This is a genomic window from Streptomyces sp. TRM64462, from assembly GCF_013362995.1.
In the GTDB taxonomy this organism is placed as follows: domain Bacteria; phylum Actinomycetota; class Actinomycetes; order Streptomycetales; family Streptomycetaceae; genus Streptomyces.
This window is the reverse complement of record NZ_JABWDV010000429.1, coordinates 1-15,807: the sequence shown is the minus strand read 5'-3', so window position 1 is coordinate 15,807 and position 15,807 is coordinate 1. Positions and strand designations below refer to the sequence as shown.

The 15,807-nt window shown below is 70.8% G+C and carries 13 protein-coding genes and 3 pseudogenes; 10 read left to right on the top strand and 6 right to left on the bottom strand.

Annotated elements, in window-relative coordinates:
• Positions 1–55 precede the first annotated feature (55 nt).
• Both HTZ82_RS27390 and HTZ82_RS27385 read right to left on the bottom strand, forming a co-directional pair.
• Positions 56–1,855, bottom strand: a complete 1,800-nt coding sequence (locus HTZ82_RS27390) for a glycoside hydrolase family 3 protein (protein ID WP_254712138.1) — start codon at positions 1,853–1,855, stop codon at positions 56–58.
• Between the two features lie 33 nt (positions 1,856–1,888).
• The gene (locus HTZ82_RS27385; RefSeq protein WP_175412064.1) at positions 1,889–3,142 is read right to left on the bottom strand and encodes an MFS transporter; all 1,254 of its coding nucleotides are present in this window, start codon (positions 3,140–3,142) and stop codon (positions 1,889–1,891) included.
• 361 nt (positions 3,143–3,503) lie between these two features.
• Here HTZ82_RS27385 and HTZ82_RS27380 point away from each other — a divergent pair, with 361 nt between their 5' ends.
• Positions 3,504–4,496 carry a LacI family DNA-binding transcriptional regulator gene (locus tag HTZ82_RS27380; protein WP_254712137.1) on the top strand — a complete coding sequence of 331 codons (993 nt, stop codon included), beginning with the start codon at positions 3,504–3,506 and terminating at the stop codon, positions 4,494–4,496.
• A 134-nt stretch (positions 4,497–4,630) separates the two neighbouring features.
• Here HTZ82_RS27380 and HTZ82_RS27375 read toward each other — a convergent pair.
• The 4 genes and pseudogenes from HTZ82_RS27375 to HTZ82_RS27360 all read right to left on the bottom strand — a co-directional run bounded on the left by HTZ82_RS27375 (position 4,631) and on the right by HTZ82_RS27360 (position 7,935).
• Positions 4,631–5,256 (bottom strand): annotated as a pseudogene (locus tag HTZ82_RS27375) (transposase family protein).
• 279 nt (positions 5,257–5,535) lie between these two features.
• The gene (locus tag HTZ82_RS27370; protein ID WP_175412062.1) at positions 5,536–5,991 is read right to left on the bottom strand and encodes a hypothetical protein; all 456 of its coding nucleotides are present in this window, start codon (positions 5,989–5,991) and stop codon (positions 5,536–5,538) included.
• 190 nt (positions 5,992–6,181) lie between these two features.
• On the bottom strand, positions 6,182–6,757 hold the full coding sequence (locus HTZ82_RS27365; RefSeq protein WP_096624206.1) for a DinB family protein: 576 nt from the start codon (positions 6,755–6,757) through the stop codon (positions 6,182–6,184).
• Between the two features lie 479 nt (positions 6,758–7,236).
• Positions 7,237–7,935, bottom strand: a complete 699-nt coding sequence (locus HTZ82_RS27360; protein ID WP_175412061.1) for a substrate-binding domain-containing protein — start codon at positions 7,933–7,935, stop codon at positions 7,237–7,239.
• A gap of 75 nt (positions 7,936–8,010) precedes the next feature.
• On the opposite strand from HTZ82_RS27360, the gene HTZ82_RS27355 reads away from it, so the two are divergent.
• The 9 genes and pseudogenes from HTZ82_RS27355 to HTZ82_RS32570 all read left to right on the top strand — a co-directional run bounded on the left by HTZ82_RS27355 (position 8,011) and on the right by HTZ82_RS32570 (position 15,759).
• On the top strand, positions 8,011–8,778 hold the full coding sequence (locus HTZ82_RS27355; protein WP_175412060.1) for an IclR family transcriptional regulator: 768 nt from the start codon (positions 8,011–8,013) through the stop codon (positions 8,776–8,778).
• A gap of 111 nt (positions 8,779–8,889) precedes the next feature.
• Positions 8,890–10,077, top strand: a pseudogene (locus HTZ82_RS27350) (4-hydroxybenzoate 3-monooxygenase); the annotation flags it as partial.
• A gap of 99 nt (positions 10,078–10,176) precedes the next feature.
• Complete coding sequence (locus HTZ82_RS27345) at positions 10,177–11,202, top strand: amidohydrolase family protein (protein ID WP_175412085.1); 1,026 nt, start codon at positions 10,177–10,179, stop codon at positions 11,200–11,202.
• 17 nt (positions 11,203–11,219) lie between these two features.
• Complete coding sequence (gene ligK, locus HTZ82_RS27340) at positions 11,220–11,909, top strand: 4-carboxy-4-hydroxy-2-oxoadipate aldolase/oxaloacetate decarboxylase (protein WP_175412059.1); 690 nt, start codon at positions 11,220–11,222, stop codon at positions 11,907–11,909.
• A gap of 9 nt (positions 11,910–11,918) precedes the next feature.
• Positions 11,919–12,839 (top strand): amidohydrolase family protein, encoded by a 921-nt coding sequence (locus tag HTZ82_RS27335; RefSeq protein ID WP_175412058.1) that lies wholly within the window; start codon positions 11,919–11,921, stop codon positions 12,837–12,839.
• Between the two features lie 24 nt (positions 12,840–12,863).
• The gene (gene ligA, locus HTZ82_RS27330; RefSeq protein WP_175412057.1) at positions 12,864–14,171 is read left to right on the top strand and encodes a protocatechuate 4,5-dioxygenase subunit alpha; all 1,308 of its coding nucleotides are present in this window, start codon (positions 12,864–12,866) and stop codon (positions 14,169–14,171) included.
• Between the two features lies 1 nt (position 14,172).
• On the top strand, positions 14,173–15,147 hold the full coding sequence (locus HTZ82_RS27325) for a Gfo/Idh/MocA family oxidoreductase (RefSeq protein ID WP_175412056.1): 975 nt from the start codon (positions 14,173–14,175) through the stop codon (positions 15,145–15,147).
• An 80-nt stretch (positions 15,148–15,227) separates the two neighbouring features.
• A pseudogene (locus HTZ82_RS32575) lies at positions 15,228–15,365 on the top strand (aldo/keto reductase); the annotation flags it as partial.
• A 100-nt stretch (positions 15,366–15,465) separates the two neighbouring features.
• Complete coding sequence (locus HTZ82_RS32570) at positions 15,466–15,759, top strand: aldo/keto reductase (RefSeq protein ID WP_309235715.1); 294 nt, start codon at positions 15,466–15,468, stop codon at positions 15,757–15,759.
• Positions 15,760–15,807 lie beyond the last annotated feature (48 nt).

The window sequence follows — 15,807 nt, the reverse complement described above, 5'->3', positions numbered from 1 at the left end:
GGGGAGTAGGACCGGGGGCGGCCAGCGGGACGGTTTGAGCGCCGCCCCCGGTGGCTCAGAGGTCCAGCCCGGCTCCGTACGGGAAGACCGGGTCGGCGGTGCTGTTCGGCACGTCGCTCGGGGAGGCTTCGACGGCGGCCATGGAGCGGGGCAACTCGTACGGCAGGCGCCCCTCGGGCTTGACCCGGCCGAAGGCCACGTCGAGCAGGGCTCCGTCGCTCGCGCCGTAGTCGGCGACGACCGCGGCCGCGCGCTCGGCGATCTCGGGGATGACGGCAGGCCGTTCGAGGTGGATCAGGACGACGGTCGGGACGGCGTCGAGGACGGCGAGGATCGGTTCCAGCTCCTCCGTGGTGAAGTTCAGCCGGCCGCTGTGGAACAGCGACTCGAACTTGTTGTCGCGGTGCTCGTACGGGGTGTGCAGGCGCACCAGGGCCAGGTCGGCGTCGGCCGGTGCGTCGACCAGTTCCCCGTACGCGGCCGCGGCCTGCGCGTCGATGCCCTCCACGTACAGCTTCGGACGCGGCCGGGTGACCGGCAGGGTGGCGTCGCGGTTGACCAGGACAGTGAGCGAGCGGCGCTGGGCGACCTCGCCCGCGCCGCGGAACTCGCTGTCGCCGACGATCTCCTCGGCCCGCCCGGGGTCGACGTACGGCTGGTCGAACAGGCCGAGGACGAACTTCTCGCGCAGCAGGCGGCGTACGGAGGCGTCGACGCGCTCCTCGCTGATGCGGCCGGAGCGGACGAGCTCGACGACGACCTCGGGACAGGCTTCGCCGCCGAACTGGTCGGCACCGGCGTCCAGAGCCTTGGCGGCACGCTCGGCGACGGTGAGGTGTTCGACGCCCCAGGCTCGTGCCTGGTGCATCTCGCCGAAGACGGGGGCGTCGGTGAGCAGGCCCCAGTCGGTGCAGACGATGCCGTCGAAGCCGAGGCGTTCGCGCAGCAGCCCGGTGATGACGCCCTTGTTGAAGCCGAAGCCGACCTCTTCCCAGTCGGTGCCGATGGGCTGTCCGTAGTACGGCATCATCTGGGAGGCACCGGCGGCGATGGCGGCCTTGAACGGCTCCAGGTGGTAGTCACGCATGCCGCCGGGGTAGATCTGCTCCTTGCCGTGCGGGAAGTGCGGGTCCTCACCGTCCTTCTGCGGGCCGCCGCCGGGGAAGTGCTTGACCATGGTGGCCACACTGCCCTTGCCGAGGGTTTCCCCCTGGAAGCCGCGGATGTACGCCTGGACCAGCTCGCTCGTGAGGGTGGCGTCGGAGCCGAAGGTGCCCGCCTGGCGGGCCCAGCGGGGCTCGGTGGCCAGGTCGATCTGCGGGTGCAGGGCCACGCGCAGGCCGACGGCCAGGTATTCACGGCGGGCGATGTCCGCGAACCGGTGGACGAGTTCGGGGTCGCGGACGGCTGCCAGGCCGGTCGGCTCCGGCCAGGCGGAGAACGCTCCGGCGCTGAACGAGGCGCCGATGTTGGTGGTGAAGGAGTGGCGGGGGTCGGTGGAGACGGTGACTGGGATGCCGAGCCGGGTGGCGGCGGCCATCTCCTGGATCGCGTTGTGCCACTCGGCCATCTGCCGCGGCCCGGTGCTGCCAAGGAGGTTGAAGTGGCTCAACAGCTTCGAACCGATCAGCCCGCTGGTGTCGGTGGGGATCATGGCCGTCTCGTCGCCCGCCTCGACGGGGCGGCCGTCGTCGTGCAGGGGGAGCATGGTGTGGAACAGCTGGCCGGCCTTCTCCTCCAGGGTCATCCGGGACAGGAGATCAGCGACCCGCTCGTCCACGGGCAGGGAGGGGTTCTGATAGGGGTGGCCGTCGTTGCGCGGTGCGGGAGCCATGAAGGTGTTCGCGGGAGTCATGAAGGTGTTCTCCAAAAGGGGGTACGGGCGGGATCAGCGCACGCCGCGGATCGGGACGACGGACAGGGCCCCGACGACGGTGATCAGCGCGCCCGCTGCGAACAGGGCGTTGTAGCCGCCGAGTGAGGCGACGACGAACGAGGCCAGGAACGGGCCGATGATCTGAGGGCCGGCGTTGGCCATGTTGAGGACGCCCATGTCGCGGGCCGCGTCGTCGGCGCTCGGCAGGACCAGGGTGACCAGGGCCGTGTCCACCGCCATGAAGCAGCCGAACGACAGCCCGGTGACGACCGCGAAGGCGAGCATGCCCGTCCACGTGGGGCTGACCACCGGAATCAGCATGCCGATCGCGGTGAGGACGCAGGAGACCGCGATGAACGGCTTGCGTCGCCCGATCCGGTCGGACAGTACCCCGCCGACGACCGTCGCCAGCAGCATGCACACGGCGTTGATCGGGGAGAGGATCGCCATGGCCGCGGCCGGCTCGATCTCCGCGGGGAGGCTGATGTGGTCCTGGAGGATGTAGAGCTGGAAGAGCGTGACCATGAAGTAGCCGAGCATCATCAGGAACCGGCCGATGAACGCCCAGCGGAAGTCGCCCGCCTTCAGGGCCGCACCGAACGCCGCGAACTGCTGGCCCAGCGGTACCGACTCCACGGCGGGAAGGCGCTGCTCGCGCACCAGCGCCGTGAACAGTACGGCCACCACGGCGATGACCGCGCCTAGGACGAGGTAGCCGGTGCGTATGTCGTGGGGCACGAAGGAGGCGGCGAGCGTGACGCCGGCGATCACGCCGATCGGGGTGCCGATGCCGACCATGGCGGAGGCGAGGCCCCGGCGTTCGACCGGAACACGGTCGGGAACGACGGCGGTGATCGCGGCCTGGTAGATGTTCATCATCGCCTGCACCAGGCACCAGCCGATGGTGACCAGCAGCAGGGTGCGCATCGCGCCGAGCAGGGCGAGCGCGCCCAGAGCGGCGAGACCGCCGCCCAGGATCCACGGATTCCGCCGCCGGGAGCGGTCCGACAGCAGTCCGGCCAACGGGTTGAAGAGCGTGGCGAAGACCGCGGAGACGCCGGAGACGAGGCCGAGGTTGGCGACCTTGTCCGCGGGGTCCAGCAGTTCCACCTGTACGGGCAGCAGCACCTGGCCGACACCCATGTAGACCATGAACATCGCCGTGTGCCCGACGGCGAGCAGGACGAGCAGCCGTCCCAGAGGACCGCCGCCGGAGCGGACGGTCGGCGCCTCCTGCGCCGGAATCTGGATCTCGGGTCTACTCATGACGGCCTCCTTGAAGCACAGGTGAGCCCCGGTACGGGGAGGGAGGGGAGGGGAGGGGAGTCGCGGTCGCGGCACGGCAGGGGGTGGGACCGGGAGTGGCGATCCGGGACGTTACACGTGTCAACCGGGTGGCCCCTTGTATAGCAGCCCGACGGCTTTCCGCCTAGAGGTCGACCGAGAATCGCTTGGCTGACCCAGACTTCACGTGTAACAAGGGCGCGGTCGTCTTGCCGCCCGTGCGGGCGCCTCGGACACCTTGAGCCACCTGAGGACAGCGCGTGTAACCTGCTGGAACGGCTGAATGGTGCACCCGTTGTGCGTTCAGGCAGGCAAGGGGAAGGATCGGAGGGCGAGAAGGCCGATGGCTGCGAACTCGGTCACGAGTGCGGATGTGGCCCGGCTCGCGGGGGTGTCACGCGCCACGGTGTCGTTCGTGCTCAACAACACCCAGACGCACCGGGTGAGCGAGGCGACGCGCACACGGGTACGGGAGGCCGCCCAGCAGCTGGGCTACGTCCCGCACGCCGCCGCGCGGTCGTTGCGTGCGGGACACAGCAATCTGGTGCTGATCCCGGCGTCGGTGTCGGCGATCGGCCACCTGGTCAGCACGTGGCTCGACGCGTTGCACGGCGAGCTGGAGGAACGCGGGTACACAGCCGTTCTGCACGCGGGACGGTACGCGGACGCCGCGACGGGCGCGCGAGCGTGGGCCGAGCTGCGGCCTGCGGCGGTGCTGGCTCTGGACGGCGACCGCCTCACGGCGCAGGCGGTCCAGGTCCTGCACCGCGCGGGCGTGGGCACGGTGCTGGCCCTGGCGGCCCGCCCGCTGGAGGGTGTACGCACTCTGCGGTTCGACCACGCCCGGATCGGAGAGATCGCCGCCGAGCATCTGGTCGTGCGAGGACGCCGGCGCATCGGGGTGGTGATGCCGCGCGAGCGGGGCCTGGAGGTGTTCGCCCGACCGCGTCTGGAGGGAGCCAGGGCCGTCGCCTCGCGCAGCACCGCGACCGTCACCGAGGTACCCATGGCGTACACGCACGCTTCAGCCTCCGACGTGGCCGCGGCTTGGGGAGACCTCGGGCTCGACAGTGTGTTCGCCTACAACGACGAGTACGCGGCGCTCCTCCTGCACGCTCTGCAGAGTGTCGGCATCAGGGTCCCCGGCGACGTGGCCGTCGTCGGCGCCGACGACTTGGTGACCTCGGCCCTCCAGCACCCGCCGCTCACCACCGTCCGCCTGGACCTCGTCCCGCCGTCCTTGGTCGCGGACATCATCGACGGGCAGATCAACGGAACCGACACACCCGACGCCCCGGCCATCGAAGTCGTGCTGGTGCCTCGCGCGTCCTCGTGATCCCGGCGCAGGGTGGGCGCTGGACTCCAGTGAGTCTCCGCCAACTTGAAGTAGCAGGTCAAGAGGGCTGGTGTGGCTGGTCCTCAGGGTGCTCATGCTGGTCGTGGGCGGGAGCCCACGGAGAAGATCATCCGTCAGCGGTTGACTTCGAGGTTCGTCAGGACGAGCAGGGCGCGCAGGAGCTGGGTGGCGTGGGCGGGGTCGGTGCGGAGTTTGGTGACGACCCGCCAGTTCTTGAGGTGGGCGAAGCCGTGCTCGACCGGTGCGCGTCCCACGGCGAGGACGCGGTTGGCTTCCTTCTGGCCTGGGGTGAGCTTGTGGGTGCGGCTGGCGGTGTAGCCGGTGACGATCACGGGGTCAAGGATGTCGTTGTCCAGTCCGCGGAAGCCGAGATCGGCCAACGCCCCGAGGCCGGCGGCGCGCAGGTGGGCCAGGATGTGGTCGTAGCGCGCGGCGGTGTTGTCGTGGGTGCGGCCGGGCGGGCGGCGGATATCCAGATCAGGCGGCCCTTCTCGTCGGTCAGGGCGAGGAAGTGCAGGCCGTGGCTGCGGTGCTTGCCGGAGTAGTTCCGCCGGTCGGCCTTGCCGGTGCGGCGCCGGGTGCGGATGAGTGTGCCGTCGATCAGGACCACCTCCCCACCCTGCTTGGCGACGTGCTTCAGGGCGCGGTCCAGGCGCGGCGCCTGGGCGGCGAGCAGTCCGATCAGCTCGTCGCGCCAGCGTCGGACGGTGGACTCGGACACGTCGTTGCCGCCGGCCATGTCGGCCAGGCGCTGGTCGTGACGCAGTACGGCCAGGACGATCACCGCGATCCTCCCAGGCGGCAGGATCCGCCACCGGGACCGAATCGCCTTCAGTCGGCGTCTGAGGAGATCGGCGAGGTGGTTGATGGTTCGCGTGGACAGCGGCAGACGGCACTGGTAGACAGACGGGCAGGTGTCTTCGGCGCGTTCTTTAGCATTCGTCACACAATTCCAACAGCCACCGGGGGTAGCCCGGTTACGCCCGCGTCACGCTACCCCGGGCGGCTGCGTATCTGCTCAGATGTGGGTGGTGAACCTGCCGTCGGGCAGTTTGCGCAGCCAGCCGCGGTCCGTCAGTCTGACCAGCTTCCCACGCAGAGGTTCCAGCTTGCTCTTCACGCTGACGTCCACTGTCAGCATCTCGCCGACCTCCCGGGCCATGACCGGCCCAGCGGCCTGCCGCACGGCAGACAGGATGCGCTGGTATTCCGGCGGAAGCGTGTTCTCCTCCAATCCCGGCTCGCGGTGTGGGATCAGCATCACCGCCCGACCGCCCACCTGCCCGGGCGCCGACGCAGCCGAGACGCGTTCGTCGGCGAGCTGCGCACTCACCCGCTCAAGGACACGTTCGGCGACGGCCAGTTCGTCGCGCTCGGCCCGCACCTCGGCCAACTGCTTGGCCAGTTGTTCTTCGAGTTCGTCCAGTTTCGCGCGGCGCATGGTGATCCGTTCCAGCAGCTCGGGATCCAGCATGCACCCGATCGTAGAAGGCTGACCGGCCACAGCGGGTAAGAATCGGACGGTCAGCCCCCCCTCGCGTGGCACGGTCACGGAGAGCGGCCGCGGTTCCTACCGCCTCGCCGACGCAGGGGCCCGGCTCCCCGGGACACCCGCCAACACCGGCTGGCTTCTCCTGCCTCCCCGATCCATACGGCGGGTGTTATCACTGGCCTACTCGGCCGTCGATCCGCTCGCGAAGGAGGTCGGCGTGGCCGCAGTGTCGCGCGTACTCGGCGATCTGCGCCACCAGGATCTCGCGCAGCGGCGCCTCCCCGGTCCGCGTGCCGAGGTCAGCGAAGCCGGCGATGAAACGGTCGGTCACCTCGCTCTCGGCCCGCCACTGCCGCCAGGCATCCTCCACGACCGCCGGGTCGGCGACCGCTCCGTTCCAGTCGCCGTCACGGTCTTCAGGGGTGCGGTAGATCCTGGGCGAGTCCTCGCCGGCCATCCGGCGGAAGTGCCGTTCGTCCTCGGCCATGTGCCGCACCAGCCCGAGCAGGGACATCGTGGACGGCGGTACGGAGCGCCGGGCCATCTGCTCGGCATCCAGGCCCGCACACTTCATCTCGATGGTCAGGCGGAAGTAGCGCAGACTCTCCTGCAGAGAGCCGAGCTCGTCGACCGTCTCGACTTCCGTCTCGCGCGGGTCGTCATCCGGATCGACCCACATGTCGGGGTAGATGGTGGAAGGGGTCCACCGAGTCACCGCCGCTTCGTTGTTGCGCTCGCCTGAGTCCATGCTCGCATCGTGGTGCGCATTGACTCCGTCCGCTACCGAATATCGCATCCGAGTCGGCGGTGGCCGACCAACCACGTCCCACCCCACTGCGGCGTCCAGTCCGCCAAGCCGAACACACGCGGCCGTTTCCCCATGAAATTCATGAGCCGGGTGGTCACCGACAGCCGCCTCACGCCATCGAGAAACTCGGTTCGCAGGTACCAGCAAAACCTGCGGCGACAGACGATCTACACCGCAGACTACCGCCTACCACCAGCGTGAGCATCCCTACAGGCTGGCACACCAGCCTCTTGACCTGCAACTTCAAGTTGGCGGCAGCTCAGTGGTCGTCCGACGGCGTCCGCCGAACGCGGTGTGGGTCTGTGCACATCCCGGCTCATGCCCTGCTCATCGGCCCGGCGAGCGCGTCATCGAGCCGGTGGAAGGGTGCTTGCGGAGCCGACCCGGCGAGAGTTCAATCGACACACTTCCGGCTCGGGTCACTGGTCCCCCGGTGCCCGCATCCCCTTGGCGCGGGCGGTTCTTGATGCCGCGTCGGAGCCGAGGAGATCAAGGACTTCGCGGGCGAGGCTCGGCCGGCCGGAGGCGGCCAGTACTCCCCCGCTGAACACCGAGCTGATGGCGGTGTCACCTGGCAGCGGGCCGAGGACGACGACGCCCGGCAGGTCCATCAGCTCGCTGTGCTGTTGAAAGGCCAGGTCGGCCTGGCCGGACGCCAGCAGGCTACCTGCCGGCACCCCCGGTGGCGCTTGGACGAGCCGCTCACACAGCGCGTCGGCGAGATCCAGCCGCGTGATCAGATCGATGAGGGCCGTGCCGCTGGGCCCGGTGGAGTAGGCGATCCCCTTCGCGGACGTCAGCGCGGCTCGCAGGTCGGATTCCGAGCCGAGTGCCGGAACGGGGGTTCCCTCCGCCACGGCGGCGACGACCTGCGAAATCCACAGCGGTCGCCTCGTGCCCTCGAGGATGCGCCCTTCCTTCTCCAGCTCGGCCAGTGCGCCGTCGGAGAGGACGAGCAGGTCGGCCTCGGCGCCTTCGCGCACCCGCCGCGCGATCTCGACCCCGCCGGCGGAGTCGAAACGTACGGGGAGCCCGTGAGCGAGCCGGAGGTGTTCGGACAGCTCGGCCAGTACCGGCCGCGTCGCCATCGAGGACAGCCCAGAGATGTCCCGGTCCACGTCGCCTCCTTGGTGTCCGGCAGATGGTACGTCGCGCGACCTCGTGCCTCAACGCCGGTCTGCGAGACTGGCGGCGTGAGCACACCCCGGAGCACGGCGGCTGGAAAGGTCCTGGAGGTCCTCTCGGCCTTCGACCGCGAGCACCCGTCGCAGACGTTGTCGGAGATCGCTCAGCGCGCGGGGCTCGCCCTCAGCACGACGCATCGGGTGGTGACCGAGCTGGCGGGCTGGGGCGCGCTGGAGCGGGCCGAGGACGGGTCGTGGCACGTGGGGCTGCGGCTCTGGGAGATCGCCTCGGGGTGCCCGCGCACCCAGATCCTGCGTGATGTGGCGCTGCCGTTCATGCAGGACCTGTACGAGGTCACGCACGAGAACATCCAGCTCGCGGTGCGGGAGGGCACGGAGCTCGTGTTCGTCGAGCGGATCGCCGGGCACCGGTCGGTGGAGCTGCTGACGATGGTGGGGACGCGTTTCCCGGTCGCCTCCACGGGGATGGGGCGGGTGCTCCTCGCGCACGCGCCGCAGGAGATCCAGGAGGAGGTCCTCGACGCGCCGCTGCGGGCGTGGACCCCTCACACGGTTGTCGACCCGAAGGCGCTGCGGGCGCAGTTGGACCGGATCCGCCGCGAGCACGTCTTCGTCAGCGACCGGCAGCTGTCGGAGAGCACGGTCGCGGTGGCGGCGCCCGTGCGGATCGGGCGGGCCGGGCCCGTGAGCGCCGCCCTGGGGGTGGTGATCACGGCGCGGGGCGCGGGCCGTGCGCGCCGGCTGCGGGAGCCGCTGCTGCGGGCCGCGCACGGGATCTCGGAGGAGCTCGGCCGACGGACCCGTACGGCCTCCTGAGGCCCCGGGCCGGGAAGGGCTTCCGCCTGACGGAAACGGCAGCGACCGGGGGGCGGGCCGGGTGCCAACGTTCGGGGTGCTCGGAACGTTCACGGTCGCTCAGGAGATGCCATGGCCGATGCCCCCGTCGACACCGTCGCCTCGGTCCCCGTAGCCGTCGTCGGCGCCGGTCCCGCCGGCCTGATGCTGGCGCACCGGCTCGGGCGCGCGGGGGTCGGGACGATCGTGCTCGACACCCGCACCCGGCACGGGATCGAGACGACGCAGCGGGCCGGGATCCTGGAGGCCGACGTCGCCCGGGACCTGGTGGAGACGGGGGTCTCGGACCGGATCCTGCGGGACGGCCACGAGCACGAGGGCACCGAACTCCGGTTCGGCGGCAGGGCACACCGGATCCACTTCAAGGCCCTGGTGGGCGAGTCGGTGTGGCTCTACCCGCAGACCGACGTGTTCATCGACCTGGCCGACGCGTGCGAACGCGACAGCGGCACGGTCCACTTCGGCGTCAGAGACACCGAGGTCCTCGACATCGCCACGGATGCCCCGCGGGTCCGCTACACCGCGGCCGACGGCTCCCGGCACGAGATCCGCGCGCGGTACGTGGTCGGCGCGGACGGGTCCCGCAGCATGTGCCGCAACCTGGTACCCGAGGACCGGCGGGTGCGGTACGGCAAGGAGTACCCCTTCGCGTGGTTCGGCATCATGGCCGAGGCGCCGCGGAGCGCGCCCGAACTGGTCTACGCCCACTCGGAGCACGGGTTCGCGCTGATCAGCCAGCGCACCGAGACCGTGCAGCGGATGTACTTCCAGTGCGCCCCCGACGAGTCCGTCGACGCCTGGTCGGACGACCGGATCTGGGAGACGCTCCAGGCCCGGGTGGCCGGTGAGGACGGTTTCCGCCTCCAGGAGGGTCCGGTGCTGGAGAAGGCGGTGCTGCGGTTCCGGTCGTTCGTGCAGGAGCCGATGCGCTGGGGCTCGATGGTGCTCGCCGGGGACGCGGCGCACACGGTGCCGCCGACCGGTGCCCGCGGGCTCAACCTCGCGCTGCACGACGTGAAGGTCCTGGCCGACGTGCTGCTGAAGGCGCTCGGCAGTGCGGGCGAGGTCGCGCTGGACGAGTACCAGCCGCGGGCGTCGCAGCGGATCTGGCGGGCGCAGAACTTCTCCCACTGGCTGACCCGGCTGCTGCACACCCCGCCCGGCGCTTCGCCGTTCGAGCTGCGCCGTCAGCTCGGCGAGCTCGACAACGTGGTGGGCACGCGCGCCGGGCGCGCCTACCTCTCGGAGCAGTACACCGGCTGGCCCGTCAGCGCCCAGGGCCGACCCCGGCGGCCGCCGGGCGTCCGACGGCCCGAAGCCCTGCCCCGTCCGGCCCACGCCCCCCCCAGGAGCGAACCCATGATCATCGACTGTCACGGTCACTTCACCACCGCACCGCCGCAGCTGGCCCGGTGGCGCGACCGGCAGATCGCGGCGGCCGAGGGACGCGGCCCCGCCCCGGACCCCGACGAGCTGGTCATCACCGACGACGACCTGCGCGCCGCGATAGGGCCCAACCAGCTGCGGCTCATGGACGAGCGCGGCAGCGACCTCACCGTCTTCTCGCCGCGCGCCAGCTTCATGGCCCACCACATCGGCGACTTCGCCGTCTCCTCGACGTGGGCACGGATCTGCAACGACCTCGTCCACCGCGTCAGCACGCTCTACCCCGACCGCTTCGCGACGGGCGCGATGCTGCCGCAGTCCCCCGGCGTCGACCCCGCGACCTGCCTGCCCGAGCTGCAGCGCGCGGTCGAGGAGCTCGGCGCGGTCACGGTCAACCTCAACCCCGATCCGTCGGGAGGGCGGTGGACAGCGCCGCCGCTGACCGACCGTAGCTGGTACCCGCTGTACGAGGCGATGGTCGAGTACGACATCCCCGCGATGATCCACGTCTCCACCTCGTGCAACCCGGCCTTCCACACCACCGGCGCGCACTACCTCAACGCCGACACCACGGCGTTCATGCAGCTCGTCCAGGGCGACCTGTTCGCCGACTTCCCGACGCTGCGGTTCGTCATCCCGCACGGCGGCGGGGCCGTTCCGTACCACTGGGGCCGGTTCCGCGGCCTCGCGATGGCGCTGGGCAGGCCGGACCCGGAGACGCTGCTCGACAACGTCTTCTTCGACACCTGCGTCTACCACCAGCCCGGCATCGACCTGCTGACCCAGGTGATCCCCAGCCGGTCCGTCCTGTTCGCCAGCGAGATGATCGGCGCGGTCCGCGACATCGACCCCCGCACCGGCCACCACTTCGACGACACGAAGCGGTACATCGACGCCACCCCGCACCTCTCGGACAAGGAGCGTGCCGCCGTGTACTCCGGCAACGCCCTACGCGTCTACCCCCGGCTCACCGCCCGTCTCACCGCGACCAGCCGCTGACCCCAGGAGAAGTACCCATGGAACACACCGAAATCGGCGTCGTCCACACCAAGATCGACCGGGCGGACCCGGAGGTCGTCGCCGCGCTGTCGACGTTCGGCGTCGCGACGATCCACGAGGCCATGGGCCGGGTCGGGCTGATGCGCCCCTACCTGCGCCCGGCCTACCCGAACGCCCGGATGTGCGGCACCGCCGTGACCGTGCTGCTCCAGCCCGGCGACAACTGGATGCTGCACGTCGCCGCCGAGCAGATCCAGGACGGGGACGTCGTCGTCGCGGGCTGCACGACCGAGAGCGAGGACGGCTTCTTCGGCGAGCTGCTCGCCACCTCCTTCCGCGCCCGGGGCTGCCGGGGGCTCGTCATCGACGGCGGCGTCCGGGACGTCGCCGACCTGGAGAGCATGGACTTCCCCGTCTTCTCCCGCGCGGTCAACGCCAAGGGCACGGTCAAGGCCACCCTCGGCTCGGTCAACGTGCCCGTGGTCTGCGGCAACGCCCTCGTGCGGCCTGGTGACGTGGTCGTCGCGGACGCCGACGGCGTCGTCGTGGTGCCGCGCGAGCGGGCCGCCGAGGTGGCCGCCGCCTCGACCGCCCGCGAGGCCGGCGAAGAGGGCAAGCGCGCGCGGTTCCGGGCAGGAGAGCTCGGCCTGGACATCTACGGCATGCGCGGCCCGCTGGCCGAGCTCGGCCTGCGGTACGAGGACTGAGGGCGGACCATGACCACGAGTTTCGAGAAGACCCCCGGCTGGCTGGACTGGTACGCCGGTCCGAGCCGGCCGCAGTTCGGGCTCCCCGCCGGCGCCGTCGACGCGCACTGCCACGTCTTCGGCCCGGGCGCCGAGTTCACGTACGCGCCCGAGCGCAGGTACACGCCGTGCGACGCGTCCAAGGACCAGCTCTTCGCGCTCCGCGACCACCTCGGCTTCGCCCGTAACGTGGTGGTGCAGGCGACCTGTCACGGCGCCGACAACTCCGCCATGGTCGACGCCTTGCGGGCCTCGGGCGGGCTGGCCCGGGGCGTGGCGACGCTGCGGCCCGACGTCACGGACGCGCAGGTGCGGGAGCTCCACGAGGCGGGCGTACGCGGGGTGCGGTTCACCTTCGTCAAGCGGCTGGTGGACACGGCGCCGCGGCAGGACCTGTGGGACGTCGTCGAGCGGATCGCACCGTACGGCTGGCACGTCGTCGTCTACTTCGAGGCGGCGGACCTCCTCGGCCTGCGGGACTTCCTCCTGGCGATCCCGGTCCCCCTGGTCATCGACCACATGGGCCGCCCGGACACCGCCAAGGACCCGGACGGACCCGGCTTCGAGAGCTTCCTGGACTTCATGCGGGCCCGGCCCGACATCTGGTGCAAGGTGACGTGCCCGGAACGGCTTTCGGTGAGCGGTCCGCCGGCCCTCGACGGCGAGCGGGCGGCCTACCGCGATGTCGTCCCCTTCGCCCGGCGCGTGGTCGAGGAGTTCCCCGACCGGGTGCTGTGGGGGACGGACTGGCCGCATCCGAACCTCACCGACCACATGCCCGACGACGGACTGCTGGTCGACTTCGTCCCGCACATCGCGCCGACGCCCGAACTCCGGCGCAAGCTGCTCGTCGACAACCCGATGCGCCTGTACTGGCCCGACACCTACTGACCCGCCCTCGATTGGAGCCCCAGCATGTCGCTGGACAAGACCTACAAGCTGGTCCCGGGGACGACCGTCTTCGACTCCGAGCAATCGGCCAAGGGGTACCACCTCAACCAGTTCTGCATGTCGCTGATGACGGCGGAGAACCGCGCGCGCTACCTCGCGGACGAGCGTGCCTACCTGGACGCGTGGCCGCTGCGGGAGGAGCAGAAGCGGGCGCTGCTCGACCGCGACCTCAACGCGGCGATGCGCGAGGGCGGCAATATCTACTTCCTCGCCAAGTGGGGTGCCACGCTGGGCCTTTCGTTCCAGCAGATGGCGGGCTCGATGACCGGCATGACCGAGCAGGAGTACCGCGACATGATGGTCCGCGGCGGCCGCTCGGTCGAGGGAAACCGGATCGACCACGCCGTCCTCGAAGCGGCCCACGCGCCTGAGGCACCGGCCGAGCACGCCGAGATCACCGGTGCCGTCTTCACCTCGCACGTGCCGGCGATCGGCGCGGCACTGGACCACGGCAGGACCGGGGAGCCGTACTGGCGGCCGCTGTTCGACGGGTACGAGTACTCCAAGGCGTGGGAGAGGGACAACCTCCCCGATGTGGTCTTCCTGGTCTACAACGACCACGCCTCGTCGTTCGACCTGTCCCTGATCCCGACGTTCGTGCTCGGCACGGGCGCCGCCTTCCACACCGCCGACGAAGGGTACGGGCCCCGCCCGGTCCCCGGCATCGAGGGCGATCCCGACCTCGCCGCGCACATCGCGCACTCGCTCATCCGGGACGACTTCGACCTCACTCTCGCCAACGAGATGACCGTCGACCACGGCCTGACCGTCCCGCTGTCGCTGATGTTCGGCGACGTCGAGAAGTGGCCGTGCAAAGTGATCCCCTTCCACGTCAACGTGGTGCAGTACCCGGTGCCCTCGGGCGCCCGCTGCTTCGAGCTCGGCCGGGCGCTGCGCCGGGCGATCGAGTCGTACGACCGGCCGCTGAAGGTCCAGGTGTGGGGCACCGGCGGCATGAGCCACCAGCTCCAGGGCCCCCGCGCCGGCCTCATCAACCGGGAGTGGGACAACGCCTTCCTCGACCGGCTCGTAACCGACCCGGCCGGGCTGGCGCAGGTGCCGCACCTGGAGTACGTCGAGGAGGCCGGCTCGGAGGGCATCGAGCTCGTCATGTGGCTGATCGCCCGCGGAGCGATGAGCGACGTGGACGACACGGGCGAGGTCGAGGTCAAGCACCGCTTCTACCACGTGCCCGCGTCCAACACGGCCGTAGGCCACCTGATCCTGGAGAACCACCCCCGGGCCGAGGCGCCCGCCGAAGGAGAGAACTGACATGACCGACGACCGAACCCTCCGGATCGCCCTGGCCGGCGGCGGCGCCTTCGGCGCCAAGCACGCCGCCGCGCTCCGCCGCATCGAGGGCGTCGAGGTGGCCGCCGTCGTGAGCAGCAGCCTCGAACGGGCCCAGGAGTTCGCCGCCGAGCAGGGCGTGGGCCGCGCCGTCGCCTCCCTGGACGAGGTACTGGCCATGGACGAGGTCGACGCCGTCGTCCTCGCCACCCCCACGCAGATGCACGCCGCGCAGACCCTGGCCTGCCTGGAGGCGGGCAAGCACGTGCAGGTCGAGATCCCGCTCGCCGATTCCCTCGCCGACGCCGAGGCGTGCGCGGCGGCGCAGGAGCGCACCGGCCTGGTCGCGATGGTGGGCCACACCCGCCGCTTCAATCCCAGCCATCAGTGGGTGCGCCGGCGGATCGAGTCCGGCGAGTACACCATCCAGCAGATGGACGTGCAGACGTACTTCTTCCGCCGCACCAACCTCAACGCGCTCGGCCGGCCGCGCTCCTGGACGGACCACCTGCTGTGGCACCACGCCGCGCACACAGTCGACCTGTTCGCGTATCAGACCGGCTCGCCGATCGTGCAGGCCCACGCGATCCAGGGGCCGATCCACCCCGAGCTGGGCATCGCGATGGACATGTCGATCCAGCTACGCGCGGCGAACGGCGCCATCTGCACCCTGTCCCTGTCGTTCAACAACGACGGCCCGCTCGGCACGTTCTTCCGCTACATCGGCGACACCGGCACCTACATCGCCCGGTACGACGACCTGTTCACCGGCAAGGACGAGCCGATCGACGTGAGCGGCGTCGACGTGTCGATGGACGGCATCGAGCTGCAGGACCGCGAGTTCGTCGCCGCGATCCGTGAGGGCCGCGAGCCGAACTCCTCCGTCGCCCAGGTGCTGGCCTGCTACCGGACGCTGGCGGCACTGGAGGAGCAACTGAACGGGGTCGCGGGCTCGTGAGCGCGGTGACGCCGGCCGGCGCGGGGCACGCCCCGCGCCGGATCGGGGCCTTCGAGGTCCCGGCGGTCGGTCTGGGCTGTATGAACCTGAGCCACGCCTACGGTGTCGCGCCCTCCCCCAAGGGCGCCCAGCGGCTGCTCCTGACGGCGCTGGAGGAGGGCGTGACGCTCTTCGACACCGCCGCCCTCTACGGCTTCGGCGCCAACGAGGAGCTGGTCGGGCGGGTGCTCGCCAGACACCGGGACCGGATCGTGCTGGCCAGCAAGTGCGGGATGACCGGGGTCGACGGCCGCCGGGTCGTCNGGGCGCCCGGAGACGATCCGGCGCACCGTCGACGAGGCGCTGGCCCGGCTCCGTACCGACGTCATCGACCTCTACTACCTGCACCGCCTCGACCGGAAGGTGCCGGTCGAGGAGAGCGTCGGAGCGATGGCCGGACTCGTCGAGGCGGGAAAGGTGCGGGCGCTCGGCCTGTCCGAGGTGTCCGCCGTGACGCTGCGGCGGGCCCACGCCGTGCATCCGATCGCCGAGCTGCAGAACGAGTACAGCCTGTGGACGCGCAACCCCGAGCGGGGGACCCTGGACACGGCCCGTGAACTAGGGCCTGTCTGACAATTCCCGTCGTCCGCCCGAAGGGCGGGCCCCGCGGCGTCTGGTGCG

What these genes read in the sequence shown, in the direction of transcription:
- HTZ82_RS27335 (WP_175412058.1), top strand. Translation starts at nt 11,919, where the DNA reads ATGACCACGAGTTTCGAGAAGACCCCCGGCTGGCTGGACTGGTACGCC.
- HTZ82_RS27325 (WP_175412056.1), top strand. Translation starts at nt 14,173, where the DNA reads ATGACCGACGACCGAACCCTCCGGATCGCCCTGGCCGGCGGCGGCGCC.
- HTZ82_RS27380 (WP_254712137.1), top strand. Translation starts at nt 3,504, where the DNA reads ATGGCTGCGAACTCGGTCACGAGTGCGGATGTGGCCCGGCTCGCGGGG.
- HTZ82_RS27385 (WP_175412064.1), bottom strand. Translation starts at nt 3,142, where the DNA reads ATGAGTAGACCCGAGATCCAGATTCCGGCGCAGGAGGCGCCGACCGTC.
- HTZ82_RS27365 (WP_096624206.1), bottom strand. Translation starts at nt 6,757, where the DNA reads ATGGACTCAGGCGAGCGCAACAACGAAGCGGCGGTGACTCGGTGGACC.
- ligK (WP_175412059.1), top strand. Translation starts at nt 11,220, where the DNA reads ATGGAACACACCGAAATCGGCGTCGTCCACACCAAGATCGACCGGGCG.
- ligA (WP_175412057.1), top strand. Translation starts at nt 12,864, where the DNA reads ATGTCGCTGGACAAGACCTACAAGCTGGTCCCGGGGACGACCGTCTTC.
- HTZ82_RS27390 (WP_254712138.1), bottom strand. Translation starts at nt 1,855, where the DNA reads ATGACTCCCGCGAACACCTTCATGGCTCCCGCACCGCGCAACGACGGC.
- HTZ82_RS27370 (WP_175412062.1), bottom strand. Translation starts at nt 5,991, where the DNA reads ATGCTGGATCCCGAGCTGCTGGAACGGATCACCATGCGCCGCGCGAAA.
- HTZ82_RS27345 (WP_175412085.1), top strand. Translation starts at nt 10,177, where the DNA reads ATGATCATCGACTGTCACGGTCACTTCACCACCGCACCGCCGCAGCTG.